Annotated in this window: 20 protein-coding genes and 1 pseudogene; 7 read left to right on the forward strand and 14 right to left on the reverse strand. The window is 67.2% G+C overall.

Annotated features, from left to right (window positions below):
* Together T333_RS27915 and T333_RS27920 are read right to left on the reverse strand one after the other, a co-directional pair.
* Positions 1 to 504 carry a flavin reductase family protein gene (locus T333_RS27915; RefSeq protein WP_496426346.1) on the reverse strand — a complete coding sequence of 168 codons (504 nt, stop codon included), beginning with the start codon at positions 502 to 504 and terminating at the stop codon, positions 1 to 3.
* A gap of 86 nt (positions 505 to 590) precedes the next feature.
* Complete coding sequence (locus T333_RS27920) at positions 591 to 1391, reverse strand: PRC and DUF2382 domain-containing protein (RefSeq protein ID WP_496426347.1); 801 nt, start codon at positions 1389 to 1391, stop codon at positions 591 to 593.
* A gap of 267 nt (positions 1392 to 1658) precedes the next feature.
* On the opposite strand from T333_RS27920, the gene T333_RS27925 reads away from it, so the two are divergent.
* Together T333_RS27925 and T333_RS27930 are read left to right on the forward strand one after the other, a co-directional pair.
* The gene (locus T333_RS27925; protein WP_496426348.1) at positions 1659 to 3089 is read left to right on the forward strand and encodes an SDR family NAD(P)-dependent oxidoreductase; all 1431 of its coding nucleotides are present in this window, start codon (positions 1659 to 1661) and stop codon (positions 3087 to 3089) included.
* Between the two features lie 72 nt (positions 3090 to 3161).
* The gene (locus T333_RS27930; RefSeq protein ID WP_496426349.1) at positions 3162 to 3956 is read left to right on the forward strand and encodes an O-methyltransferase; all 795 of its coding nucleotides are present in this window, start codon (positions 3162 to 3164) and stop codon (positions 3954 to 3956) included.
* An 84-nt stretch (positions 3957 to 4040) separates the two neighbouring features.
* Here the strand turns inward: T333_RS27930 and T333_RS27935 are convergent, their stop codons facing one another.
* Positions 4041 to 4814 carry a thioesterase II family protein gene (locus T333_RS27935; RefSeq protein WP_355003612.1) on the reverse strand — a complete coding sequence of 258 codons (774 nt, stop codon included), beginning with the start codon at positions 4812 to 4814 and terminating at the stop codon, positions 4041 to 4043.
* Positions 4815 to 4854: 40 nt separating this feature from the next.
* Between T333_RS27935 and T333_RS27940 the strand changes: the two genes are divergently transcribed.
* The 3 genes from T333_RS27940 (at position 4855) to T333_RS27950 (ending at position 9093) form a co-directional block, all read left to right on the forward strand.
* Positions 4855 to 6201: a CoA transferase gene (locus T333_RS27940; protein ID WP_357246643.1), complete on the forward strand. Its 1347-nt coding sequence runs from the start codon at positions 4855 to 4857 to the stop codon at positions 6199 to 6201.
* Between the two features lie 412 nt (positions 6202 to 6613).
* On the forward strand, positions 6614 to 7807 hold the full coding sequence (locus tag T333_RS27945) for a hypothetical protein (protein ID WP_496426350.1): 1194 nt from the start codon (positions 6614 to 6616) through the stop codon (positions 7805 to 7807).
* Positions 7804 to 9093 (forward strand): hypothetical protein, encoded by a 1290-nt coding sequence (locus tag T333_RS27950; RefSeq protein WP_496426351.1) that lies wholly within the window; start codon positions 7804 to 7806, stop codon positions 9091 to 9093. Before T333_RS27945 ends, T333_RS27950 begins: the two co-directional genes overlap by 4 nt.
* Before the next feature lie 74 nt (positions 9094 to 9167).
* Here T333_RS27950 and T333_RS27955 read toward each other — a convergent pair.
* A pseudogene (locus T333_RS27955) lies at positions 9168 to 9963 on the reverse strand (MmyB family transcriptional regulator).
* Here T333_RS27955 and T333_RS27960 point away from each other — a divergent pair.
* Positions 9958 to 10134 (forward strand): SDR family NAD(P)-dependent oxidoreductase, encoded by a 177-nt coding sequence (locus tag T333_RS27960; RefSeq protein WP_496426352.1) that lies wholly within the window; start codon positions 9958 to 9960, stop codon positions 10132 to 10134. The pseudogene T333_RS27955 and the gene T333_RS27960 sit on opposite strands and share 6 nt — an antisense overlap.
* A gap of 293 nt (positions 10135 to 10427) precedes the next feature.
* On the opposite strand, the gene T333_RS27965 is transcribed toward T333_RS27960, so the two are convergent.
* On the reverse strand, positions 10428 to 11009 hold the full coding sequence (locus T333_RS27965; protein ID WP_496426353.1) for a CGNR zinc finger domain-containing protein: 582 nt from the start codon (positions 11007 to 11009) through the stop codon (positions 10428 to 10430).
* A gap of 101 nt (positions 11010 to 11110) precedes the next feature.
* Between T333_RS27965 and T333_RS27970 the strand changes: the two genes are divergently transcribed.
* Positions 11111 to 11974, forward strand: a complete 864-nt coding sequence (locus T333_RS27970; protein ID WP_496426354.1) for an SDR family NAD(P)-dependent oxidoreductase — start codon at positions 11111 to 11113, stop codon at positions 11972 to 11974.
* A gap of 453 nt (positions 11975 to 12427) precedes the next feature.
* On the opposite strand, the gene T333_RS27975 is transcribed toward T333_RS27970, so the two are convergent.
* The 9 genes from T333_RS27975 to T333_RS28015 form a co-directional block, all read right to left on the reverse strand.
* Entirely contained in the window at positions 12428 to 13882 is a 1455-nt protein-coding gene (locus T333_RS27975) for an NAD-dependent succinate-semialdehyde dehydrogenase (RefSeq protein WP_496426355.1), read from the reverse strand.
* On the reverse strand, positions 13879 to 15222 hold the full coding sequence (gene gabT, locus T333_RS27980) for a 4-aminobutyrate--2-oxoglutarate transaminase (protein ID WP_496426356.1): 1344 nt from the start codon (positions 15220 to 15222) through the stop codon (positions 13879 to 13881). Before gabT ends, T333_RS27975 begins: the two co-directional genes overlap by 4 nt.
* Positions 15223 to 15462: 240 nt before the next feature.
* Positions 15463 to 16893 (reverse strand): aminobutyraldehyde dehydrogenase, encoded by a 1431-nt coding sequence (locus T333_RS27985; RefSeq protein ID WP_496426357.1) that lies wholly within the window; start codon positions 16891 to 16893, stop codon positions 15463 to 15465.
* A gap of 9 nt (positions 16894 to 16902) precedes the next feature.
* Entirely contained in the window at positions 16903 to 18324 is a 1422-nt protein-coding gene (locus T333_RS27990; protein WP_355003619.1) for a flavin monoamine oxidase family protein, read from the reverse strand.
* Between the two features lie 66 nt (positions 18325 to 18390).
* Positions 18391 to 19725, reverse strand: a complete 1335-nt coding sequence (locus tag T333_RS27995; protein WP_357249114.1) for an NAD(P)/FAD-dependent oxidoreductase — start codon at positions 19723 to 19725, stop codon at positions 18391 to 18393.
* Positions 19722 to 20693, reverse strand: coding sequence for an alpha/beta fold hydrolase (locus T333_RS28000; RefSeq protein ID WP_496426358.1), 972 nt, complete (start codon positions 20691 to 20693; stop codon positions 19722 to 19724). Before T333_RS28000 ends, T333_RS27995 begins: the two co-directional genes overlap by 4 nt.
* On the reverse strand, positions 20686 to 22245 hold the full coding sequence (locus T333_RS28005; RefSeq protein WP_496426359.1) for a flavin-containing monooxygenase: 1560 nt from the start codon (positions 22243 to 22245) through the stop codon (positions 20686 to 20688). Before T333_RS28005 ends, T333_RS28000 begins: the two co-directional genes overlap by 8 nt.
* Before the next feature lie 343 nt (positions 22246 to 22588).
* Positions 22589 to 23815, reverse strand: coding sequence for a PucR family transcriptional regulator (locus T333_RS28010; RefSeq protein ID WP_496426406.1), 1227 nt, complete (start codon positions 23813 to 23815; stop codon positions 22589 to 22591).
* A gap of 732 nt (positions 23816 to 24547) precedes the next feature.
* Positions 24548 to 25705, reverse strand: coding sequence for an alcohol dehydrogenase catalytic domain-containing protein (locus tag T333_RS28015; protein ID WP_496426360.1), 1158 nt, complete (start codon positions 25703 to 25705; stop codon positions 24548 to 24550).
* Positions 25706 to 25717 lie beyond the last annotated feature (12 nt).

Here is a 25717-nt window from a genome sequence, read left to right on the forward strand (position 1 = left end):
TCAGGCCTCGTGTCCCGGGGAGAGATCGAGGACGGCGGCGAGGCGCAGCGCGGGACGTGCCGAATCGGCGGCGTGTCCCGCGGTCGGTTCCAGGACGACGCCGACGTGATCGCCGAAGTCGTACCTGGCCACGATACGGCCCGTGAACCAGTGCTTCGCCGCGCTCAGGATCGGCAGCCCCTGCGGACCCTCGGTCCACGCGCAGCGCGCGAATTTGTCCGTGCTGTCTCCTGTTTCGGCGCCGAACAACCGCGCGAGCTCCCGGTCTTCCTCCGTCAGCAGGTGCACGGCGAGGTGTTCGGCGTCCGCGGCGACACGGAAGGTGTGGTTGTTCTCGGACAGCCCGACCACGAATCGCGGCGGATCGATGCTCAGCTGCGTGCCGAAGCCGACCAGACATCCCGCGCGGGTTCCGCACGCGACGGTCGTGACCACCCAGATCGGATAGTCCGCCGCGGCGAGTACCGCGTCGAAAGCGTCGCGAACCTCCGAATCGTTCGGCACAGCTGACCTCTCCTTCGATCACACGTCGGCCGCCGGCGCCGCCGAGGGATGTGCTCCGGTCCTCGACGACACCGTAGCGCGGCGGGTCACCACCTATCGGTATCGCGCGGCTCGTCGATGCCTTCGGTCTGGATGCGTTCCCTGCGCACCGTGTCGGACACGGTCCGTTCGTCGTCGACCTCGTCGACCTCGAGCCGCACCCGTTCCACCGGTACCGAGTCCTTGCGCACGGTGACCTCGTCGCGGAACAGGGTCATCTCGCGCTCGTCGTCGCCGATCTCGCCGCGCGCCGAGGACGGGTCGGCGATGGGCTCGCGCACCAGACGCGCTTCGTCGTGCTTAGTGGGCACAGCTACGGTCTGCTCGTCTTCGACCACGTACTTACGCACGCGCGCGGTGCCTGCTGCCTCGCGCTCGGTGCCGATGTCCAGCCGCTCCTCGGAACGGATCAGCTCGCCGTCGGTCCGCTCCATGCCGGTGCGCCCGTCGCCGTCGATCGCCCGGTCCGCGGCGGTGGGCTGGTTGCCCATCTGGTTCTCGCCGTAGGGCCTGCCGTAGGTCTTCCACGCCGAGAGAGCCGGGTCGATGTGGTAGTGGTCGAACAGTTCTCGCTCGCTGCGCTGGCTGATGTTGCCGTCCTCGTCCAGGTACGGCGCGGACTTGACCTCGTCCTTGCCGACCCGCACCTGCAGCGCCGAGCGGTCGCGCCGGTGTTCGGCGCCCGCCAGCGGCACCAGCGAGTCGTGGCCGAACAAGCCCGTGGAGACGGCGATCCAGGTCGGGAAGCCGCTCGCGTTGTCCACGTAGATTCTCTTGACCCTGCCGACCTTGTCGCCGTCACGGTCGTAGACGGTGCTGCCGAGTACTGAATCCAGCAAATGACTCATGGTCTCCTCCTCGATCTTTCCTCCGGACGATCGCGGCGACCAGCCGAGCGAGCGATTAGCAGGACACCGCGGACCTGCATGATCATCAGTTACACAGCGGCAACTACCCGCTCCCTTCCTGCACAAACAGCGGCCGGTCGCGCGTCGGAATCCCGCTCTGCCAGGAGAGACGTGCGCGCTCCGCACGGCCGGACCGCGACCCGACATCGGGGTTTGCGACAATGGTGACTTCGATCGCCCAGCTCACGAAGGACCTCCGCAGACCCGATGGCCGACAGCAGTATCGATCCCGACGAGCTCGCCACCTGTCTTCGGGTACTCGACCAGGCCGGACAGCTGGACAAGGAACACCCCGACTCGATCGCGGTGCAGCGTGCGGTCGGGCACATGTTCAAGAAGCTCAAGCAGCGCCGCCGCGTCGAGGCGCGCGACAAGGTCGCGACCGCGGATCGCGCGGTGGTCGCCGCCACCGCCACCGGCTCGCCGAATCGCATCGATGACGAGACCGCGGGCATCCCGCTGACCTCCACGGCCAGGGGCGCGAGCGCGGGCACCTTGATGCGCGCGCGACCCTGCTACATCTGCAAGCAGCGCTACACCCGCGTCGACGCCTTCTACCACCAGCTGTGCCCGGAGTGCGCCGAGAGCAGTCACGCCAAGCGCGACGCGCGCACCGATCTGTCCGGCCGGCGCGCGCTGCTCACCGGCGGCCGCGCCAAGATCGGCATGTACATCGCGCTGCGGCTGCTGCGCGACGGCGCGCACACCACCATCACCACCCGTTTCCCCAACGACGCCATCCGCCGCTTCGCCGCGATGGACGACAGCGCCGACTGGCTGCACCGGCTGCGCATCGTCGGCATCGACCTGCGCGATCCGGCGCAGGTGGTGGCGCTCGCCGACGACGTCGCCGCGCAGGGCCCGCTCGACATCCTGATCAACAACGCGGCACAGACCGTGCGCCGCTCCCCCGGCGCCTACAGCGCGCTGGTGGAGGCCGAGTCCGGTCCGCTGCCCGCTGGCGCGCTGCCCGACGTGGTGAGCTTCGGCAAGACCATGCAGGCGCACCCGACCGCGCTCACCGCCTCGCTGGCGCCCACGCTCACCGCCGCGGACGTCGCCGAACTCGCCTTGGTCGCGGGATCCGCCACCCCGGAACGGATTTCGCGCGGCGTGGCGATCGACGCCGGCGGGCTGGTGCCCGATCTGGCGCACACCAACAGCTGGGTGCAGACCGTCGGCGAGGTCGATCCCACCGAGCTGCTCGAAGTGCAGCTGTGCAATTCGGTGGCGCCGTTCATCCTGGTGTCGCGCCTGCGCCCGGCCATGGCGGCCGCGCCGGCGCGCCGCAAGTACATCGTGAACGTCTCCGCCATGGAGGGTCAGTTCAGCCGCGGGTACAAGGGCCCGGGACATCCGCACACCAACATGGCCAAGGCGGCGCTGAACATGCTGACCCGCACCAGCGCCAAGGAGATGTTCGAATCGGACTCGATCCTGATGACCGCCGTGGACACCGGCTGGATCACCGACGAGCGCCCGCACTACACCAAGATCCGCCTGGCCGAGGAGGGCTTCCACGCCCCGCTCGACCTGGTCGACGGCGCCGCCCGCGTCTACGATCCGATCGTGCGGGGCGAGGACGGCGACGACCTCTACGGCTGCTTCCTCAAGGACTATCAGCCCTCACCGTGGTGAGCCTCCACCGCCGGGCCGGATCGGGCGCGCAGAATCGCGGGTGACACCGGCTACCACGATCGGAGGGCGCGCATGGCGGATCACGGTGGGTCGCGGCGAACCGGACTCGGCGCGCTGCTGCGCGACAAGGCGCCGTTCCTACGCTGGTCGACGATCCGTTTCGCGCTCGGCGGACGATCCGTGCTGCGCACCGGGCAGGTCGGCGACGGCCGCGAGGAGGCCGTTCGGCAGCATGTGCTGCACACCGCGACGGCGGGCGACCCGGACAGCGTGCTCGCCGCTTTCGACGATTTCGCGCGCAACCGCAGCATCCTGATGAACGTCGGCGACGAGAAGGGCCTGCTGCTGGACGCCGCGGTCCGGCGGGCGAAGCCGCTGCTCGCGCTGGAGCTCGGCGCCTACTGCGGATACAGCGCGGTGCGGACGGGACGACTGCTGCCACCGAAAGGGCGGCTGGTCTCGGTGGAGGCCAGTGCCGCCAACGCGCCGATCGCGACCGAGGTGATCGCGCACGCCGGACTCGACGATCGAGTCGAGGTGGTGGTCGGCAAGATCGGCGACGGCGGCACGACCCTGCGCAGACTCGCCGTCGATCACGGATTCGTCTCGGGGGCGCTCGATTTCGTCTTCCTCGACCACCTGAAGACCGCGTACCTGCCCGACCTGCTCGCGCTGCTCGAGGTGCACTGGTTGCATCCGGGCAGCCTCGTCGTCGCCGACAATGTGAAGATCCCCGGCGCGCCGGACTATCTGCGCTACATGCGCGAGCACGAGGGGCTTTCCTGGCGCACCGTGGAGCATCGCACGCACGTCGAATACCAGTCGCTGCTGCACGATCTCGTCCTCGAGTCGGAATACCTCGGCTGATCGGTTTCCGCTCGGCCCACGCTGGATATCCGTGGCGAAAGCCGAGGTTCTTTCGTTCGCGTAATGCGTTTCAGGACAGACGGTTCAGCGACGGCGTGCGGGATCGTGCAGGTGCCGAGTGACGAATTCCGCCAGCGCGCCGACATGTTGGTCGAAGTAGAAGTGGCCGCCGGGGAAGTTCGCGCGCTCGAACCCGCCCGAGGTGAAGGCTCGCCACTCGTCGACTTGGTCCGGTGTGGTGGTCGGGTCCTCGGTGCTGACCAGTGCGGCGAGATCGCAGGCCAGCGGCGAGCTCTGCCGGTGCGCGTAGGTCTCCACGGCTTGGTAGTCGCTGCGCATCGCGGGCAGCACCAGGTCGGCGAGGCCGCGTTCGGTGCGCAGCAGCGCGATCGGCGCGGGATCGGCCGCGAGACGCTCCAATTCCGCGATGAGCGCCTCGTCGGATTCCAGGTGCAGGCGGCCGGATTCGGCGAAAGACGGTGCGGGACGGCCCGAGACGAACAGCGCGGTGAGTTCCTGCCCGCCGTCCTCGAGCCTGCGGGCCGTCTCGTAGGCGAGGGTGGCGCCCATACTGTGCCCGAACAGCGCGAGTCCGGACCGCGGACCGTGCGCCAGCAACTCTCCGGCGATCAGATCGGCGAGCGCGTGCAGATCCGGGACCGCCGGCTCGGCGATCCGATCTTGCCGACCCGGATATTGCACGGCCAGTACCGCCACGCCGGAACCGAGTTCGCGGGCCAGGTCACGGTAGGCGGTCGCCGAACCGCCGCCCGGCGGGAAACACACCAGGTAATGGCGCGGCGCCGGGTCGGTGCGCAGGACGCGCAGCCAGTCGGTGGCGGTGATCGTCTCGTCCACGTCGGTCTCCTTCTCCTCCGGTACGGCTAGTCTCGATCTGGTGAACGCGCACGCACGGCTGGTCCACGACTACGAAGCCGGAATCGGAGTCCCCGCTTCCGAGATTACGCACTCCCCCGATCCTGGCAGCAATCTTGCTGCGACACTGCCGGTATGGTCACTGGCCGCGGGATCGGTGGCCGCCGTGGCTGCCGCGGCCAACCGGTTGCGCGACGCGCACGGGCTGGCTCCGATGCCGCACCGGATCGATCCGGAACGGATCACCGCGGCGTTCTCCAGCGACAGCCTGCTGCGCGCGAACGGCCGCCAGGTATCGATGTTCGCCGATCTGTCCGGATTCTTCCCCACCTTCGACGGATGGGTGCGCACCCACGCCAACTACCCGCACCACCGAACCCGCCTGCTCGCCGCCCTCGGCCTACCGGAGGACGCGCCCCTCGATCTCGCGGTCGCCCACATCGCCATGAGCCGCGCCTCCGACATCGAGGACAACGCCGCGGCGGCGGGCGCGATCGCGGTTCAGGTGCGCACCGAGGACGAGTGGGCCGCGAGTCCGCAGGCGCACGCCGCCGCGTCCGGCCCGGTGGTCGCCGTGGAACCGCGGCAGGACCGCGCGGGCGCGCAATTCCGTTCCGACGCCACGCCGTTCCAGCCCTTGCGCGGCGTGCGCGTGCTCGACATGACCCGGGTGATCGCGGGGCCGGTCGCCACCAGGACGCTGGCGCTGCTCGGGGCGGAGGTGCTGCGGGTGGATCCGCCGTGGCTGCCCGAGATCCCGTGGCAGTACGCCGACACCTGCCAGGGCAAGCACTCCGCGCTCGTCGACCTGCGCGCCCAGTCGGCGGTGTTCCACGATCTGCTCGCCTCGGCCGACGTGCTCGTCAGCGGGTATCGTCCGGGCGCGCTCGACTACGCGGGACTCACCACCGCCGTGCGCCCCGGCCTGGTGCACGGCCGGGTCAGCGCGTGGGGCGAGTCCGGTCCCTGGGGCGCGCGCCGCGGCTTCGACAGCATCGTGCAAGCCGCCACCGGCATCTCCATCCTGGAGGGCGCGCCCTCGGTGCCGGGCGCTCTGCCCGCGCAGGCCCTCGACCACGCCTCCGGCTACCTGCTCGCCGCTGGCGTGATCGACGCGCTGGCCGCCCGCACCTACGACGGCATCGGCCGCGACGTGCGTGTCTCCTTGGCGCGCACGGCCTCCTGGTTGCTCACCCACCCGGCCCGCACCCTCCAGCACGGCCCGGCCACCGCCCCCAACCCCGACCTGACCGTGCGCCACGGCGGTCTCGTAACGGCCGCTCCCGCCCTGGCGGAGTACCCCGACTACGCCTGGCCCGCACCGCAATTCGGAGCTGGCGCGCCCGCTTGGCCGGTACGCACCCGGTAGGAGCGCTGCGTCCGTCGCGCGGAGGGTGCCAGGAACGGATTTCGACCGAATGCGGAGAGCACGATGGCCACCGCCTGGGCTCCGATGGCAGACGGGTCACGGCGGCCTCGTCGGGCGCGGCGATCATCGCACCGCTGAGGCTTTCGTATGCGAAGGCCCCGCGGCGGGATGACAAGACGAACAGCGGGTAGTGGCGATACTGCGAGCGACGACCGTCGCGAGTTCGGCTCGTCGCGACCGCTGTTCGACGTCTCAGTCAAACGCCGCAGGCTCCTTTGCAGCCGTCAGATCCTCGACCGTGGTACCCGCCCGGTGGTGCACTCGAGGTGGGTCGCAACACCATTCAGGCCGGCCTGATGCGTTCGCTCGGAACCGCCATTTCCTGTCGGGGATTGTCGCTAGTGTCATGCGCATGGACGCGGTGCAGGTGCAGAAGAAGCTCGAGCTCTCACCCGATGAGGATTTCATCCTCACGGCATGGCAGTACCGAATGATGCAGCGCGACATCGCCGCATCGAAGGGCAAGCACCTTGCCTCCAAGCGCGAAATCCGCAACTCCTTTCGCGACAACGCGGTTGCGGCTATCGTGCAGCGCAACCTGGACGACTGGTCCCCCGCTATTGCTGAGACTGTTCACCGGATCGCTGCGGATGGCGAGTCTCCGAATCTCGAGGCACTCGAATCCGCTGGGCCAGAGATCTCCTCGGTCGTGGCGAGAAGGTCACGAGCTCTGCTTCTGCTCATCGACCTCTATGGCTTCGAGCCGTGGGTAGAGGGCAAGTGGGAGAAGGCCGTCCGCGCCGAGGTTCTCACCGCCGTTCATGGGTCGATGGATCAACTACATCCCGAAGACCTCCATGCTGTGGAAACCGCATACAAGGACGCGATCAAGAAGCTGTCGAAGGCGAGCAACTGGAGCAAGTACGCGCTCCTCGCCGGGGCTGGCCTCGGACTCGGCGTCCTGACTGGCGGCCTTGCCGCACCAGCAATTGCCGGAGCGTACGGAGCGCTTGTTCTCGGCTATTCGGGCGCGGTTGCTACTTCTGCAGGCCTGGCCGCGATCGGCGGCGGTTCCATCGCTGCCGGTGGACTCGGCATGGCCGGTGGTGCCGCGCTCATCACCGGCTTCAGCGGCGCAGTAGGAGCCGGGGCGGCCACGCTTGCGGGCAAGGCTGCCGGGCTCACGGCAGCTCGCATCGCAGCCGACGCCATCCGACTCCACGTCGTGACTCAGCTGGTGCTCCGCGATGTCGACGGCAACGAAGAGGCAGCAAAGGCCGTCATTGTGAGCCTCCGCGAGCGTGTCACCAACCTTGGCAAGACCGTCGCGACTCTCGCCGAGCGAATCGAAAACCTTCGTGCGCAGCTCGAGACCAAGCAGGCAGAGCTGAACGCGGAGCGGGATCAACGCCTGGCGGCCGAAGATCGCGTCGCACGCTTCCGGGTCGTGGCCGACCGGCTCAAGGAGCGTGTCACGGGACCCGAGAATGACGAACTTCAAGCCTTGCTTACTGAACTCGAGGTACTCGAGGGCGAGAAGAAGACCGTCGAGACCCTTGCCCAGGGGGTCTCCGTCCTCGCAGACGACCTCGAGGACGCAGCGTGAGCCCCGCCGGGGGCAACTCCAGCGACTGGATCTCGCCGATCGATGACGACTACGTTGGCAACTTGGACGCACTCGCACGCGACCTCGACGACATCGAAATGATCGCCGCATCAGCGCTTTCGGATAAGCCGATCGACCGTGCGGTGACCAAGCGCATCGCGAGCACTCCGACAGACCTCACCTATTCCGTACTCACAGCCCATCATCAGGAGCGTCGGGAAGTCGAGGGATGGGGCGAGCCCGAAATAGCCGATATCCTCGACCCGATCGCGCTCGAGCAGCTCGATGGATGGCGGGCAGCCCAACGGCTTCCCTGGGAATGTAGCGACCTGGTAATCGTCGGCCTCTCTGGGCTCATCGGCGCACTCGGAAACCTGTACGACGACCACGTCGACGCTGCAGTGCTCAGTGGCCTGTCCTTGTTGAAGAAGACCGATCTACTGCGCCGGTGGGAGAGACAAACCGCCCGACTCCCCATCGATTACACCGGCCCGAAATTCGGCGGCCCGGCACATCGCGTCCGGTCCGCCGGCCACGACATCGGCCGGTTCTTCGCCGCCCTCAATCAGATCCGTACCGGAACCTTCGAAGGCACATGGTGGGACGACGGACAGCGGATGGTCGAACAAGTTGCAACAACTCGCTCCGGTCTGCCCTTCGCGCAAGCACCCGAGCGGCATCTCGCAGTCGCGCTTCTGTTGAAGCACTGGGCCGCCGACTTCGTCACCCCGATGAACCTTCCACTGCCGGGATGGACACTTCTCTGCGAGATGCCGAACCCCGTCCTGCGGAAATTCGCCAATGACGCTTACGCCGGCGCGAACTCCGGCGACGGGCTGAATCTCCGCTCCGGAATGCTGACACCTGGTCTAGGAATGCTCGCGACCGAAGTCGTCATCCGAACCCACACCTACCTCGGGGCCTACCGTTCCACGGGCACTTCAAGCCTGGCGACCTCGACAGCGGCCAAACACACAGAGATGCTGCTCGCCGCGCACGCCGCAGCCGGCGCGATCAGCTTGTCGAAGACCGCCGCCGCGGCAATTGCTGGTGAAACCGCAGTCGCTGCTCGACATCTCAACATTCCTGTTCTCATGCGGATCGGCATGCTCGCGCTGAAAGTCCGCTCCGATGCCGCGGCCCGTGCAGAAGCCGGAGCACCATCGTGGCAACAGCTCCTTGCTGACGAAGCGGCGACTTGGACCCTGCCCGACGCGGTCACCATCGCGGACCTGTTGACGAACTCGGTTGGCCCATCATCCGCCGACGAAGCGGTAGGTGGATGACACGGCCCGATTCCGGCAATATCTTGATCATCGCAGAGATACTGGGTACCTACCCTCTCGCTCCGTTGCGCTGCTCACCGGGTCATGGCCGACGTATCGGCATCTCTCGATGACGACCGCAACACCCTGGCCTCGCGCAAGAACCTCCGCAGCGCCAGGACCTGGGATAGCACACAGGCACGATCGAACTGGCTCGAACAAACCCTCGCCGATCGGTTGCAGTGAATCATCGACCTATCTGGCGAGCGGCGGTTTCGTAGCCGGCGGACCCACAATCGGGCCCAGTCAGCCGCACCGCACCCGATGGCAACGCCGACTCGGCCAATCGACCCCGATCGAGTTCGAGGCAAGTTATTAGCCCCCGCTCGCGGCCTGAAACACCCACACCCGCGAGTCGTTCGCGGACGTTGTGGTCGGCCCACCAGCGCCGGAATTGCGGGTTCTTGACCCAGTTCGCCGACGAGTTCGGCCAGCAGCGGGTCGTCCGGGTGGCGGCCGGCGTCCAAGCGCAGGACCGAGACGTTGTCCCCAGCGACCTCTTCCCAATCGAGGTGCAGCGCGGTCGGACTCGTCGAGGAAGGTGTAGCGCAGCAGGTTTCGGTCCCGAGGCGGGAGCGCCTCGAAGTCGGTGATCAGCGCCCGGGCGAGACGGTTTGCGGCAAGGATGTCCATGCGGCGGCCGAAGACGAAGGCAGGCATCACGTCGTCGAGCGTCTCGAGAACGCGGCGGATCCCGGGACGGACCCGCTGCACTCGCGCTGGAGTCCGGCCCCGGGCGCCGCGGATTCGCCCCGGCGATCTGGAACAGATAGGAGCGCTCCACCTTCCTCGATCGCCGCGCAGAACCTGTTCCCGACCTTCGCGGTGCATTCGGGCACCAAGGCCTACGTGACGCACCTGTCGCGGACCCTGCGCGCGGAACTCGGCGCCAAGGATGTCCGTGTCTGCGCGATCGAGCCGGGCATCGTCGGCACGGAACTGCAGAACCACGTCACCGACGCCGGTGCCCTGGAATGGCTGGGGGTTCGAAACAGGAGATGACCCGGCTCGATCCGGAAGATATCGCCGAGGCCGTCAACTTCCTGGCGGCCCAGCCCGCGCACGTGAACCTGCAGCAGGTCACGATCATGCCGACCCGCCAGCCAGCGTAAGCGAATCATCCGCGAGGGCGGGTTCGCCCACCTCGCGCAACCGGGCCGCGGTGACGGGCGTCCCTCTGGTTTCACGCGACGCCTCGTCGTCGGCGAAAACGCTTGCTGGGAGCCAATTCCAGGTGTTCCTGGGCGGCTCGGCCGAGTTGCTGCGCGTCGAGGCGGTTTGGTGGACCGGGCCGTTCAGGAGCTGGCGTGCTTGCGGCGCTGGCGAAGAGCGCGCATAGACACCTGCGATCCGCATCCCGGACTGCAGTAGCGCGCCGCCCGGTTGCGGGTGCGATCGATGAAGCCGAAGTGGCACGGCGGATTGCAGCATGCCTTGAGCCGCATCCAGTCCCCGCGCTGCGCCATCTCGGTGGCCGCGGCCAGAACGGCACCCAAAACGCCTGGGACACCGGTCGATCCGGCGACGAGCTGTGCCGTTTCCGCGGTGACGACCGTTGTGAGCGGATAGCGCACACCGGCCTGCAGCAGATACCGTTCCGCCTCGGCGACCTTGGCGTCACCGACATCTGGATCACCCGAGTGTGTCAGCAGCACCGTGACCAATGCGTCGCGAAGCTCCCGCGCAGCCGCCGCGTCGGAGTCGGTCACCACGATGGCGGCGTCGAGCAGGCCGTGCTCGATCGCCCAGTCCGCGAATCCCGAAGCAGTGCCGAAGTTCTCGACACGCCCCGCGCCGTCGGCTCTGGTGTTGACGAACTGCAACACCAGAGCAGCGGCATCCTCGTTCCACTTCGGTGCCTCACGCGTCGCCTCCACTCCCCCACGATACCAACGCGACAAGCGGATAACCCAGTTGATCACAACAACTACATTGAAACGACTTGAAACGTTGCGGGCTAAGCCGTTACGCTCGCAACATGACAAATGCTGGAAAACACTCCCCGATCTGGTTCATCACCGGCGCCTCGTCTGGCATCGGACGCGAGCTCGCAGTTCAGGCGCTAACGGCCGGAGAAACTGTGGTCGCGGTGGCTCGACACACCGAAACCCTCGGTGACTTGGGAGAACCCGACAGACTGCTCACGATCGAGGCAGATGTGCGCGACGAGACAGCCGTGGCGAAGGCGGTCGAGCAGAGCGTGGCTCGCTTCGGCCGCATCGACATCGTCGCCAACCTTGCCGGCTACGGACTGTTCGGGGCGGTCCAGGAAGCAGCCGACGCGCAGGCACGGGCGATCTTCGACACCAACGTCTTCGGCGTACTCAACGTGCTGCGCGCGACGCTGCCGGTGCTGCGGCGCCAGCGGTCCGGGCACATCCTGCAGGGCTCGTCCTACTACGGTCAGACCGCAGATCCAGGCGTCGGGCTGCTCGCAGCCACCAAGTACGCCGTCGAAGGGCTCTCCGACGCGCTCGCAATCGAAGTGGTGCCCCTCGGAATCCGCGTGACTCTCGTTCAGCCCGGCCTCACCGCAACACCTTTCCTATCCAACCTCGACACCGCTACAGCAACCCACGCCGACTACGACCAGACAGTGCGCGCCCTACTGCAGGCGATCCAAGCGCTGCCTGCCTCGGCGTTCTCCGGCGTCGATCGCGTGGCCGCCGCCATCCGCACAGCCGTGGCCGGCGACAACCCGCCCCGCCGCCTCGCCCTGGGCATCGCCGGCGCCGACAGTATGCGCGCCGCGCTCACCGCACGCCTCGCCGAACTCGACGAATGGGCCACCCTCACTAACCTGGTCGACGCCGGGCCCGGCGTTCACGTCCACACCGGGTAGACAACCCCTGCGGGCTGTCGCCGCTGTCGCAGGATGCCAATGGGGTCGGCGAAGTAGCCGGTCAGTCCTAGTCCCGTAGGGCCGGCGGCATGAGCCGCTGCGCATAGAGCCCGGAGCGGCCTCCGCGTGCGGCGGGGTTGCGAACCCCGCCCCACTCGCGGCACCCCGCAGGGCGCGGGCAGTGAGCCTGCGCGGGCTCGGCACTGACATCACCATCTGGCACAGCCAGAGGCCAATGTCTTTCGACCACACACTGCGAAGGTATGTCGCACAACACCCACCACGCCCGGAATCCACTGACCGACTTCCTACATCGCCGCGAGGGCGATGATGACCAGGCGGTCTGGTCTCTCAACCTCAGCGCCGCGGGCGAGGTCCGTGCTCCTGCGCCAGGCCGAGAGTATCGGGGAATATCGCCCTGCAAGCCTCGGATCGTGACCGGAGCCGGTAGGCCTATTGCAGCGCAACGTATTTGGTCTCGAGGTATTCGTCGATGCCTTCGCTGCCGGCTTCCCGGCCGAGGCCGGATTGTTTGATTCCGCCGAACGGGGCAGCGACGTCGGAGATGATCCCGCGGTTCACGCCGACCATACCGGCTTCGATTGCCTCCGACACTCGCAGCGCCCGGTGCAGGTCACGGGTGTAAATGTAGGCAGCCAAGCCGTATTCGGTGTTGTTGGCGGCGACGGTGCCCTGGTCCTCGTCGTCGAAGCCGGTGATAGCGGCGACCGGTCCGAATACCTCTTCACGCAGAACGCGCGCATCGGCGCTGACGTCGGTCAGCACGGTCGGGAGGTAGAAGTAGCCGTCGCCGTCGGCGTAGGCGCCGCCGGTGGTGATCACCGCGCCCTTGGTGACGGCGTCGATCACCAGTTCGTCGACCGCGTGTCGCTGCTTTTCGGTGATCAACGGGCCGACTTGCACGCCGTCGAGGTGGCCAGGGCCGACGGTGAGCCCACGCATGCGTTCGGTGAGGCGGGCAGTGAATTCGTCGCGGACCGCGTTGTCGACATGGAAGCGGTTCGCGGCGGTACATGCCTGCCCGGTGTTTCGCATCTTGGCGGCCATCGCGCCCTCGACTGCGGCGTCGATATCGGCGTCGGCGAATACAACGAACGGCGCGTTGCCGCCGAGTTCCATCGAGGTGCGCAGTACCGAGGTGGCCGCGCGGGCGAGCAGGTGTTTGCCCACTGCGGTGGATCCGGTGAAGGTGAGCTTGCGCAGCCGCGAGTCGGCCAGCATCGGGTCGGTCAGTTGCGCTGGTCGTGAGGTCGGCAGGATCGACAGGACACCGGGCGGCAGACCGGCCTCGGCGAGAATCTGGCCGAGCAGCAGCATGGTCAACGGCGTTTCGGAGGCGGGTTTGACCACCATCGTGCAGCCGGCAGCGAGCGCGGGGCCGATCTTGCGGGTGCCCATAGCCAAGGGAAAGTTCCACGGTGTGATCGCCAAGGTCGGGCCGACGGGCTGTTTGGTCACCAGGATTCGCCCGTTCCCCGATGGGGAGGGCGTGTAGCGGCCGTTGATCCGAACGGCTTCCTCTGCGAACCAGCGCAGGAATTCACCGCCGTAGCCGACCTCGGCGTAGCTGTCGGGTAGGGGCTTGCCCATTTCCAGGGTCATCAGCAGTGCGAAGTCGTGTCGGCGTGCTGTCACCAGTTCCCATGCTCGGTACAGGATTCCCGCGCGGCGGCGTGGCGGGGTCGCGGCCCACGCCGGTTGGGTGGTGGCCGCGATGGTCAGGGCCTGCGCGCCGTCGGCTGGGTCGGCGTCAGCTACCTCGACGAGAACCTTTCCGGTGGCCGGGTTGTGGACCGGGAACCTCGACCCGCTGGAGGCCGGAACTTGGTGTCCGCCGATCCACAGGTCGGTCGGCAGCGCGGCCAGGAGGGCGTCGATGTCGGTCATCGGCGGCCTGCCGCTGCGCGCAGGATATCGTCGAGCACGGTGATGGCCTCGTCGAGCAGGTCGTCGCTGATCACCAGGGGCGGCAGCAACCGGATCACGTTGGAGTGGGTGCCGCAGGCCAGCAGAACCACGCCTTGGGCGAGGGCTTCGGCCGCGATCCATTTGGTGAGGTCGGGGTCTGGATCGGTGGTTCCGGGGTGGACGATCTCGATGGCCAGCATCGCGCCGCGGCCGCGAACGTCGCCGATAACTCCGGTCCGAACGGCCGATTCCTGCAAACGCGGCTTGATCGCGTGCTCGATCGCCCGCGCCCGGGCCGGCAGGTCGAGATCGTGCATCGTGTGCAAGGTGGCCAGCGCGGCCGCGCAGGACACCGGGTTGCCGCCGTAGGTGCCGCCGAGCCCGCCCGGGTGTACCGCATCCAGTAGTTCGGCGCGGCCGGTGATCGCGGCCAGGGGCATACCGCCTGCGATGCCCTTGGCCATCGTGATGATGTCGGGCTCGATCTGCTCATGCTCACTGGCGAACCAGGCGCCGGTGCGTGCGAAACCGGTTTGCACCTCGTCGGCGATGAACACCACACCGTGCTGCTTGGCCCAATCCGCCAGCGCGGGAAGAAAACCCGGGGCCGGTGTGATGAAGCCGCCTTCGCCCTGGATCGGTTCGATGATGATCGCTGCCAGCGATTCGGCGCCGATCTGCTTGTCGATCTGCTCGATGGCGCGGCGTGCGGCGAGGTCCCCGGTCAGCCCATCGCGGTAGGGATACGAGGCCGGCATCCGGTAGACCTCGGGTGCGAACGGCCCGAACTGGGCCTTGTAGGGCATCGACTTCGCGGTCAGTGCCATGGTCAGGTTGGTGCGGCCGTGGTAGGCGTGGTCAAAGGCGACGACCGCGGTCTTGCCGGTGGCCAGCCGCGCCACCTTGACGGCATTTTCCACGGCCTCGGCGCCGGAGTTGAACAGGACCGTGCGCTTGTCGTATGCGCCAGGGGTCAGGGCCGCGAGCTGTTCGGCGACCTCGATGTAACCCTCGTACGGGGTGACCATGAAGCAGGTGTGGGTGAAGCGGCGGGCCTGCTCGGTCACCGCAGCGGCTACCTCCGGGTTGGCGGCGCCGACGGTTGTCACCGCGATCCCCGAGCCGAGGTCGATGAAGGAGTTGCCGTCGACGTCGACGATCACCCCGCCATCGGCGTCGGCGGCATACACCGGCGCCGCGGAACCGACCCCGGCCGCGACGGCCTGGCCGCGCCGCTGTGCCAGTGCGGCAGAACGCGGCCCAGGCAACGCAGTGACAATAGAGCGCTGTTGCGCGAGACGATAGGCGATATCGGTCATCAGATAACTCCAGGTGAATGGATCGGAGGGCGCCGCGGCGCTGCGCGGCACTGGTCTGTCCTCGCCTCGGAACCTGCACATGGTTCGCGCGGGGACGGTCCGGCGCCGGATACCGGGGTGTCTCAGGTGCCGGGGTTCGAAAATTGCTCCACACCAATGTGATTCGAGTGGTTCGTGGAGTAAGCCCTGCCCTGGAGTTGCCTGCGCAGCGGACGCCACGGGGGCCGGGCTGTCCAGGTGTCAGTGGAGGGTGCTCATCACATGCTTGATCCGGGTGTACTCCTCGACGCTGTAGGCGGAGAGGTCTTTGCCGTATCCGGAGTATTTGAATCCCCCGTGGGGCATTTCGGCGACCAGCGGGATGTGGCAGTTCACCCATACCGCGCCGAAGTCCAGTGCCCGGGTGAGTCGTTCGACGGTGCCGTGGTCGCGAGTCCACACGCTCGAGGCCAGGCCGTAGTGCACGTCGTTGGCGTAGTCGATGGCCTGGGACTCGGTGGCGAAGGACTGCACGGTCAGCACCGGCCCGAAGGTCTCCTGCTGCACGATCTCGTCGTGCTGACCGACACCGGTGATGATGGTGGGTTCGAGGAAGTAGCCCTGGTCTCCCACACGTTTGCCGCCGGTGACGATCCGGGCGTGCGACGGCAGCGCATCGAGTTTGTCGGTGACCGTGGTGAAGTGGTCAATGTTGTTCAACGGGCCGTAGAAGGCATTCGGGTCCTCGGGCAGTCCCGGCCGCAGGGTCTCCGCCTTCTTCACCAGCGTCTCGACCAGCTGATCGTGGACGATGTGGTGGACCAGGACCCGGGCTGCGGCGGTGCAGTCCTGTCCGGCGTTGAAGAAGGCCGCTTCGGCGATGCCGGCTGCCGCCTTGTCGATGTCGGCGTCGGCGAACACCACCGCTGGTGCGTTGCCGCCGAGTTCGAGGTGTACGCGTTTGACCTGCTCTGCCGCCGCGGCCGCGACAGCGACCCCGGCCCGCACCGATCCGGTGATCGAGACCAGGCCGAGAGCGGGACACGACACCAGTGCCGCGCCTGTGCTGCGGTCACCGAGTACCACATTGAATACCCCGTCGGGCAGGATGTCTTTGCTCAGCCGGGCGAGGACCAGGGTGCTTTCGGGTGTGGTGTCGCTGGGTTTGAGGACGACGGTGTTGCCGGCGGCCAGGGCCGGTCCGATCTTCCAGATCGCCATCATGAACGGGTAGTTCCAGGGCGTCACCTGCCCGACCACCCCGATCGGTTCCCGCCGCACGTAGGAGGTGAATCCCTCCATGTACTCGCCGGCGGCTTTTCCCTCGAGCAATCTGGCAGCTCCGGCGAAGAAGCGCAGCTGGTCGGCGGCCACTGCCACCTCCTCGGTCGCGATGACCGCCCGCGGCTGACCGGTGTTGCGGCGCTGAGCTTCGACGATGTCGTCGCTGTGCGCCTCGATCGCGTCGGCCAGTTTCAACAGCACCGCCTGCCGGAAGGCCGGGGTGGTTTTACCCCAGGTGAGAAACGCTCGTGACGCGGCGGCGACCGCTGCCTCGACATCCTCACGAGTCGAGATCGGTGCTCGGCCCACCACCCGCTCGTCCACCGGATCGACAAGGTCCATCGCCTCGGTGGACACCGAGGCCACGAACGAGCCATCGATGTAGTTGCGCAACAGCGCGATCGACATGATTCCCTCTCAGTGTTGTGCAGTGGTGGCCGGGATCGCGGGCGAGGTCGGCGTGTTCTGCGACAGTGCGCGGCCGACGTCTTCGGCCGCTCGCTGTCCCGCACTCACCGCGCCGTCGATGTAGCCCTGGTTCACGACGGCGGTCTCGGTGCCGGCCCAGTGGATGCGCCCGACCGGTCGGCGGTCGGCGTCTGTGTACTGGGTGATCACACCGGGCGGGCGGGAGCTGACACACCCACTGATCCACGGTTCGTGCGTCCAGTCCTTCTCCAGATAGGCCCTCGGGTGGGCCGCCTCGGGCCCGAACAGGGTCTGCAGGTCGGCCAGGAACATCGCGCGGCGCACCTCCGGGTTGTCGAGGATCTCATCGCTCCAGTGCAGGCCGTATCCGGATCCGGCGGTGCCGATGAAAGTGAGCAGGATCCCGACGCTGCCGTCGGGCGGGGAGTTGTCGACGACGTAGTTGGCGACCCGCAGGTCGGTGATGGCCTGGCCGTTGAATCCTTGGTCCCGCCAGAACGGCCGATCGTAGATGGCGAACAGTTTGCTCTCGGTGCCGTTGCACCAGCGACGCTGCAGCATGGCCCGGCGCGTGGGCAGGTCCGGCGCGAACCGGATGCGGTTGGCGTCCGAGGGGGCCATCGCGACAATCACCTGGTCGGCTCGAACGTCGACACGTGCGGAGGTCACCAGAACCCCGGTGCTGTCCTGGGTGATCTGCGAGACCGGCGAATCGAGTACGACCTTTCCGGGCAGGGCTTCGGCCATGCGCAGCGAGATCAGCTGGGTGCCGCCCACTACCCGGGATTCCTGAGCGCCGCCGGTGATGTTGACCAGGTGCTCGATCCCGCCACAGCCCGCGATGCGGGCCAACTGCACCAGCAGGGAGGTGCTGTGCAGGTCTTCGCCGTCGGTGACAGTGAAGGCCAGCTTGAACAGCAGCCGGACTTCCTTGGTGAAGGAGTTCGCGTCGATCCACTGGCCGAAGGTGATGCTGTCCCAGTGGCGGGCCTCGGGGGCGTTCCATGGCGCTTCGAGTGGGACGGTTTTCGCCATCCGCTCGAGACGCAGCTGCATCTGGGCGTAGTCGGCCAGCACCATCGGGTTCAACGGCGGGATCGTGCCCTCGTACAGCTTCTTCTTGCCTTTGCGCAGATAGATCGACTTGCCCTCGACGTAGGTCTTGAACGTGTCGAGGCCGAGTTCGTCCAGCAGCGCCAGCACGTGGTCCTGGCCGGGTCCGACCCACTGCCCGCCGCCCTCGGTGATCACCCCGGGGGCGACATCGAGGTTGAGGGTGCGGCCGCCGACCCGGTCACTGGCTTCGAGCACGACGACGGAATGTCCGGCTTGGTGGAGTCGGCGGGCTGCGGTGAGACCCGATACCCCGGCACCGACGATGACGACGTCGGCTGTCAGTTGCTCGCTCATGGTGTGACTCCTTTGTCTATCGGAAGCGTGGAGTGCGCCGGAGCCTGTGCGGCCGGCGGAACACTGTCAGCGCACGCGGCGGTCGAGGAGGTCGGAGAATCGATCGAGCCTCCACGCCGCACGAACTGCCGTTGGGCTGGAAGCAGGCGAGGGAGCGAACCGTGGCCGGGCGCGCCACACTGCCTGGAGGTCGTCGGAAACCTCGTCGCCGCAGAGCCGGTCGGCGAGCAGGCTTCCCAGGTAGGGGCCCTGTGCCAGCCCGTGACCGTTGCAGGCGACGGCGTAGTAGATGTTCTTGTCGGCTTCGCCGGCGACCGGGAACCACGATGCCGTCATCGCGATCCACCCGCCCCAGGCACGCTGTGGCGCCACATCGTGCAACGTTGGGAAACGAGCACGGAATCCGCGTACCAGATCGGCAACCACGCCGGGGTCCGGAGTGCGGGCGCCGAGAACGCCACGGGCGGTTTCGGGTTGGCGGACACCAAAGATGATCGTGTTGCGCGGGGTGATACGAAAGCTCTCGAGGACGAGGTGGTGGGTTGAGATTCCGACCCTGCTCGTCCACCCGGTCTCGCGCAGCCGTTCGGGGTCGATCGGTTCGGTCTCGACGAGGGTGACCCACAGCGGCGCGGTCATGTTCCGGGGCGAGATGGCCAGGTCCCGGGAATGAGCGTTGTTGGCTATCACCAGGCGCTCGGCGTGGACACGCCCCCTCGCGGTGGTGACCGTAACGCCTGTGCTCGTGGGCTGGATCGATCCGACCGGGCTGTGTTCGAAGACTTTGGCCTGTGAGTTCAGGAGTGCGCTTCGGAGGCCTCGCGCGTATTTGCCGGGGTTGAGGAGTCCGCCCGGGCGCTCGTAGATGCCGCCGAGAAAGGCTGTTGGTAGACCGAACTCTTTGCCGTCGACGAATTCGGCGTCGGCTCCAGCGTTGGCGAGGATCTGGGCGTTCCATCGTGATCGCTTGAGCTGTCCCCGGGTGACGGCGGCGATCACGTTCCCGGTTCGTTCGTAGTCACAGTCGATGCCGAGCCGATCGATCAGCCCGTCGGAATAGTTGACGGAGCCGTCGGCGAACTGGATGACCCGGCGCAGGCGCCAGGGATGCATGGCAGCAAGCATCTGTGCGTCACCGGCCAGGGTATTGGTCAGGTATCCGGCATTGCGTGAGGCCGCTCCCCACCCGCAGAATTCCGATTCCAGCAGTGCGACGTCGACGCCGCGCTCGGCGAGGCGCAAGGCGGTAGCCATACCTAGATACCCGCCGCCGACGACCACGACGTCCGCGGTGATCCCGCCTTCCAACGGTGGAGCGAAGTCGGTAGGCCGTTCGATCCAGCCGCTGAACGAGGAGTACTCGATCCCGTTGTCGGCGCGGGTATCGGTGGTCTTGTTCATCGGTTTCCTCCAGATCGCCTTGTGGCAGTGGTGCGTCGACGACGCTGTGGTGGCTTCCGTGTGGCGCAGCGCTTGTCGATGTGCGCGGCGATGCGCTCGACGATCAAGTCGGCCAGCGAGTCCGGGATGTGGTGGCCCATTCCCGCGATGACGAGATGGCGGGAGTCGGGAATGGCGGCCGCGGTCGCCTCGCCCCCGGAGGGGTCGACGAGGGGGTCACGTTCGCCGTTGATGACGAGCGTGGGCACCTGGATCGTGCGCAGCTCGACGGTGCGGTCGCCGGACGCCAGGATGGCCTGTAGCTGGCGTTGCATCCCGGCAGCGCCGTCACCGGCTGTTCTGTCCCATTGGGTAGCTGCATGCTCGGCCTCGGCGAGCTCATCAATGGGATACCCCGCGCCCGCCAAGTTGGCGGTCAGGCGAAGGTGCGCCTTGATCGCCTGCGGTTTCGTCTTCGGCGACTGAGTGGCAAGGATGAAGGTCGTCTTCAGCGATGCTCGCCCGACCGCCGGGTTGCCCGTTGTCGAGTAGATCGAGGTCAATGACGCTGCGTGCGTGGGGAATGCGGCGGCGACCGTCTGCGCGATCATGCCTCCCATCGATCGCCCGACCAGATGAGCCGGACCGACACCGAGGTGGTCGATCAGGTATGCGCAGTCGGTGGCGCAGTCGGTAAGGGTGTAGGCATCCGAGCGGGGGCGCGACGAGGCCAGCCGCAGGACCCCCGGGGCGGGATCGGAGACGAAGGTCGACCGACCGCTGTCCCGGTTGTCCATCCGGATGACGAGGAAGCCGCGGGACACGAGCGCTGTCACGAACTGCTGGGACCACATGGTCAGGTCTTCACCGAGACCACCGAGGAGCAGGACCGCGGGTTGGCCTGGCTGACCGTCGACGCGATAGCAGACACGGATGCCGCTGGGCAGACGTGTGAACTGATCCGTGCTCACCTCGGACTGGTCAGACATTGCCGGATTCCTGTGCCGCGCCGGTCAGTTGCCCGAGAGTGGATGTGTCGCCAGCGAAGGGCTGGTCGGTGCTGGCGCTGAGGTGCAAGCTTTCGTCGAACAGCGCACCCCGCAGCAGTTTGGCGTCTTCGGGGTAGGACAGTCCCATCCGCCAGGGCAGTTCGGTTCCTTGACGGGGCACGGTGTGCTGGGACCGCAGTACGTAGCCGGCACTGATGTCGAGCACAGGCCGGGTCTGCATGCCGGGCTCGGCCACCGCGACCGCGGTGTCGTAACCGTGGCTGTCCATGTGCGCGAGCAGGTCGCAGAAGTAGCGGCACATGAGGCTGATCTTCAGCGTCCACGACGAGGTCGTGTACCCGACCGCGATCGCCCAGTTGGGGACGCCGGAGAGCAGCATGCCGCGGTAGGCGATCGATTCGGCAAGGTTGACCGGAGTGCCGTCGACCTGCAAGTCCATGCCCCCGAGTAGCTGCAGGTTCAGCCCCGTCGCGGTGACGATGACGTCGGCGGGCAGCTCACGACCGGATTCGAGCAGGATGCCGGTCTGGGTGAATCGCACGACCTTGTCGGTGACCACCGAGGCATCACCCTTGCGGATCGCGGCGAAGAAGTCGCCGTCAGGTGCCAGACACAGCCGCTGGTCCCACGGATCGTAGGGCGGGTTGAAATGGGTGTCGACGTCGAAACCCTTCGGCAGCAGGCGCTTGTTGACGCGGCGGATCAGCGCACGCCCGGCCCGGGGGAACATGCGCAGGCCCTTCACGACCCCACGGTCGAGCCAGATGTTCTTGAACCGGGTCAGCGCGTAGCCGCGCTGCTCCCCGAACAGCTTGGTCAGTGTCAGCGCCAGCGAGTCCACCCGGGGCAGCGACATCACATAGGTCGGGGTGCGCTGGAGCATCGTCACGTGCTCGGCCGCGCCCGGGCCCGCGGCCATCGACGGGACGAGCGTGATCGCGGTGGCGCCGCTACCGATCACTACCACTTTCTTGCCGGCGTAGTCGTAGCCCTCCGGCCAGTGCTGGGGATGGAGGATGTCGCCGCCGAAGTCGTCACGGCCCTCGAAATGCGGGGTGAAGCCTTCGTCGTAGCGGTAGTAGCCGGTCGCGGCAAAGACCCAGTTCGCCTTGATCTGCTGGTGGGTGATCGAGTGGTCGCCATTGTCGATCCGGACCCGCAGTGTCCAGGCCGCCTCGGTCGTGGACCAGTCGGCCGAGGTCACTCGGTGTCGGAAGCGGATCAGCTTCTGGAGATCGTTCTCCTGCACGGTTTCGCGCAGGTAGTCGCGGATGAGTGGGGCGTTCGCGATCGCGGCCCTGTCCTTCCACGGCTTGAATTCGTAGCCGAAGGTGTGCAGATCCGAATCAGATCGAATACCGGGGTAGCGGAACAGATCCCACGTGCCACCGATATTGTCGCGGCTTTCCAGCACGACGACGCGTTTGTTCGGGAATGCTTTCGTGACGTAGCGGGCGGCGCCGATTCCCGAGATTCCGGCACCGATGATCACGATGTCGAACTCTTCGTTGACGATCGTCGACGTGTTCATCACATTCACCCCATTTTCCGTTGGTTAGGCGTTAACCCACCTTCCCCGCGGCTCTGCGTCGCCAACTACAGCGCCGTGCCCCCACCTGAGACCTGGACAGGTGCACAGTGCACACCGTTGGTGGGTGCGTGGTGGGTCTCACCGGACGGAACTGGGAGCCGGGACCGTCATGACCGAGTCGTCGGCCGCCGCTCAGCGGAGTAGGCCGCGCGAGGGTGGTGCGGTGTCGCATCGGCGATGGATCAAGGTGCACGGCGGCGTGGCCGACGCGCCAGGCTGGGCGCATGTCAGAATTTCACGAGTTCAGCCATCACGGCCGGTGCCGGTGGCGGCGGCAACATGGTCAACGGTCGTCGCGCAGCTGCAGATACATCAGTGCGGCGACCACACTGGTGGCGTTGTCGACCAGTGGTTTCGGCAACAGCCGGTCGACGCGGGCCAGTCGGCGCTCGATGGTATTGCGGTGGGTGAACAGGCGCTCGGCCGTGCTGGTGGCGTTGAAGCGCTCTTGCACATAGGTCAGGGCTGTATCCCGCAGCACGGTGTCGGCGGTCGCGAATTCGCCGAGGGTGTCGGTGACGAACTGTTCGCCTTGGGCCATGTCGGCAGACAGGGCCGCGATGAGCTGGATGTCTTCGTAGCGTACGACCTGGCGCGCCGAACCCAGCCGTGCCAGGACTCGCTGTGCGGTGGCCGCATCCAGGTGGGTGCGGCGAAAGCCCTCGATGTCACGTCCGGGTCGGCCCAACGCCACCCGTACACCGGACAGTGCTTTCAGCTTCGGTTGCAGCATCGACGTCGGTGGGACCTGATCGGTGGGAATCCACAACCAGAGCGCATTCGTGCTCGCCACCAACGTCAAACGCCGACTGGCGCCGCAGGCCCGCATCACGTGCTCGGCCGCCGCCTCGAGCACCTCGGAGCGTTCGGTGGAGTCCACCCAGACGATGGCGGCCACATGGGTGCCGGTGAGGGCATAGCCCAGGCGCGCCTCAGCGCGCGCACGACTGATCGGGGCGCCTTCGATCAACAGCTGCGCGGTGGCGTGCCGTTCGGCGTGGGCGCTGCGGGCGAGGTCGGTGCGTTCGGCTTCGACATATTCGGCCAGAGCGGCCATCGAGTCATCGACGAAGGTGATGATCGAATACCCCGATACCTTCAAGGTCTCACGCAGCAGTTCGTGATCACTGGTCGCGGCGAAACACTCGTCGGTCCACCGTTTCCACGAGATCCGCTGGCCGGCACGCCACGATCCCAGATCGCTGGTGTCCAGCCCTCGCCGCACGAGGTCACGGGCGAAATTCAGAGTCTCTGGATCCTCGCACGGCGGAACGCGCCGGCCAGGGTTCTGGATGGTCGCCGTGAGCCAGTGGATGAGATACGTCTTGTGCATGCGCCGGTCCCCGGCGGCGAGCACCGGGTCCTCGACGACGAACTGGTATTGGGTTCTGAGCTGGGAGGCGGAGAAGACTTCGTCGACGAGCTCCTCGGTGGTGGGCAGGATTCGTTCGGCAACGCCGCGCATCAGCGCACACACCCGCTCGCTCGGCGTGGGCCACAGTTCCTCCATGGGTGCACTGTTCACCATTGGTGGCTCGATTGCACCCGACTCTCCGAGAACCGCCACGACGGCCTCAACTCCCCCGCTGTGGCGATTGTCGGCAACGGCGGGCCTGTGCAATGCCCACGTTTCGGTCTCGGGTGGACGGGTCCCGGCTGGGAAGCTGTCCGCACGCCCGCCTGCCATGCTTCGCGCCATCGACGGCATCTACCGCTCGCCCCCAGAATTCAGGCGCGCCGTGACGCGTGCCGGGAGGCGTCTGTCGATGATCAGCGTGCGGATCTCGGCGAGGCTCAGGCACGGGCCGTCTGGACCGGATTTGCCCATGACAGCGAGAAGGACCGGCAATTCGCTGTCCATCAACGTGGGTCGATGCGGCGGCAGCGACCGGCGGCTCGGCGAAGTTGGCGTCCATCATGATGCGGATCTGATCAGCACCCAGTCCTCGCTCGCTGGTATCGGTGTCGGGTCGACACAGTCGACGGCGAATTCCTCGAACCGCTCGAGTTCAGATCCGAGTCGCGGAATCGGCATATCCGGGATGTCACCTTGCCCACTCCGAAACAGGTTGTCGAACATGATGGCGCTCCTTCGCATTCCCCCGGTGGTTCGTGGTGGCGCAGCGTCTGCCAGTTTTCGGGCAGGTCGATATCACCGGCTACGAGGAGGTGCACCGTCTTCCTAGGCGAGGCGGTGCACGCTGCACACTCCACTCCCATAGGTGGGTGCTGTTGTAGTCCCTCAGCCTTCGACGGCGTCCTGGCCAGGGAGCAGGAGTTGGCGCAGGGCGTGGCCGGCGGACAGGTCGGCGAGGGCGTCGGCGGCTTCCGACAACGGCCGACGGGCGGAGATCATCGAGGCTAGATCGAGGCGGCCTGCCATCATCTCGTCCACCAGTTCCGGGATGTCTCGGTGCGGGATGGACGAGCCGTAATTGCAGCCGAGGATGCGCTGGTCGGCTTCGGCGAGCGCGAGTGGATCGAAGGTCGCGTATTCGCCTTGGGCGGGAAGGCCGACGATCACGGCCGCGCCGCCGAGCCCGAGTGCGGCGATGGCCTGCTCGGTGGTGCGGATCTTGCCGATCGCGTCGAACACGTAGTCGTAGCCGTCGGGTACGGCCGAACGGAGCGCGGCGACCACGTCGGGCACCGCGGCGGCATCGACGGTGTCGGTCGCTCCGAGCGTGACGGCCAGTTCGAGCTTGTCGGCCACGATGTCGACCGCGACGATGCGGGTTGCTCCCGCGAGTCGCGCACCCTGGATGCACGCCAGACCGACTCCGCCGCAGCCGATCACGGCGACGGTGGACTCCGGACGGACCGCCGCGGTGTTGCGGACCGCACCGACACCGGTAGCGATGGCGCAGCCGATGATCGCGACGTCATCGAGTGGGGCGTCGTCGCGAATCTTGATCGCGCCGGACGCCGGGACCACTACTTCCTCGGCGAACGAGGACACTCCGAGATAGTGGTGGATGGGGCCGGTCGCGTCCGACAAGCGGGTCGTGCCGTCGTAGAGCACCCCGCCGGGCGCGACGATAGTCGCCACCAGCGCGCACTGCGCGGGTCGTCCGGCGCGGCAGGTGCGGCAGTGCCCGCAGCCGGGCACCCACGACAGCACGACGTGGTCGCCGATCTCGAGGTCATCGACCCCATCACCGACCGCGGTCACGATCCCTGAGCCTTCGTGCCCCAGGACAACCGGCTGTGGCACCTGCCATGCGCCAGCGGTGACGTGCAGGTCGGAGTGACAGACCCCAGCCGCGACGATCCGGACCTGCACTTCGCCGGGACCCGGGGGCGCCAGATCGACGTCCCTGAGCGTGATCTTGCCGTCGTCGTCGAGGACGACGGCGCGGATGAGAGTCGGCTGAAAGTTGGTGGTGTCGTGAGTAGGCATGTGGTGGTTCCT

The organism is Nocardia sp. CNS-044, from assembly GCF_059570515.1.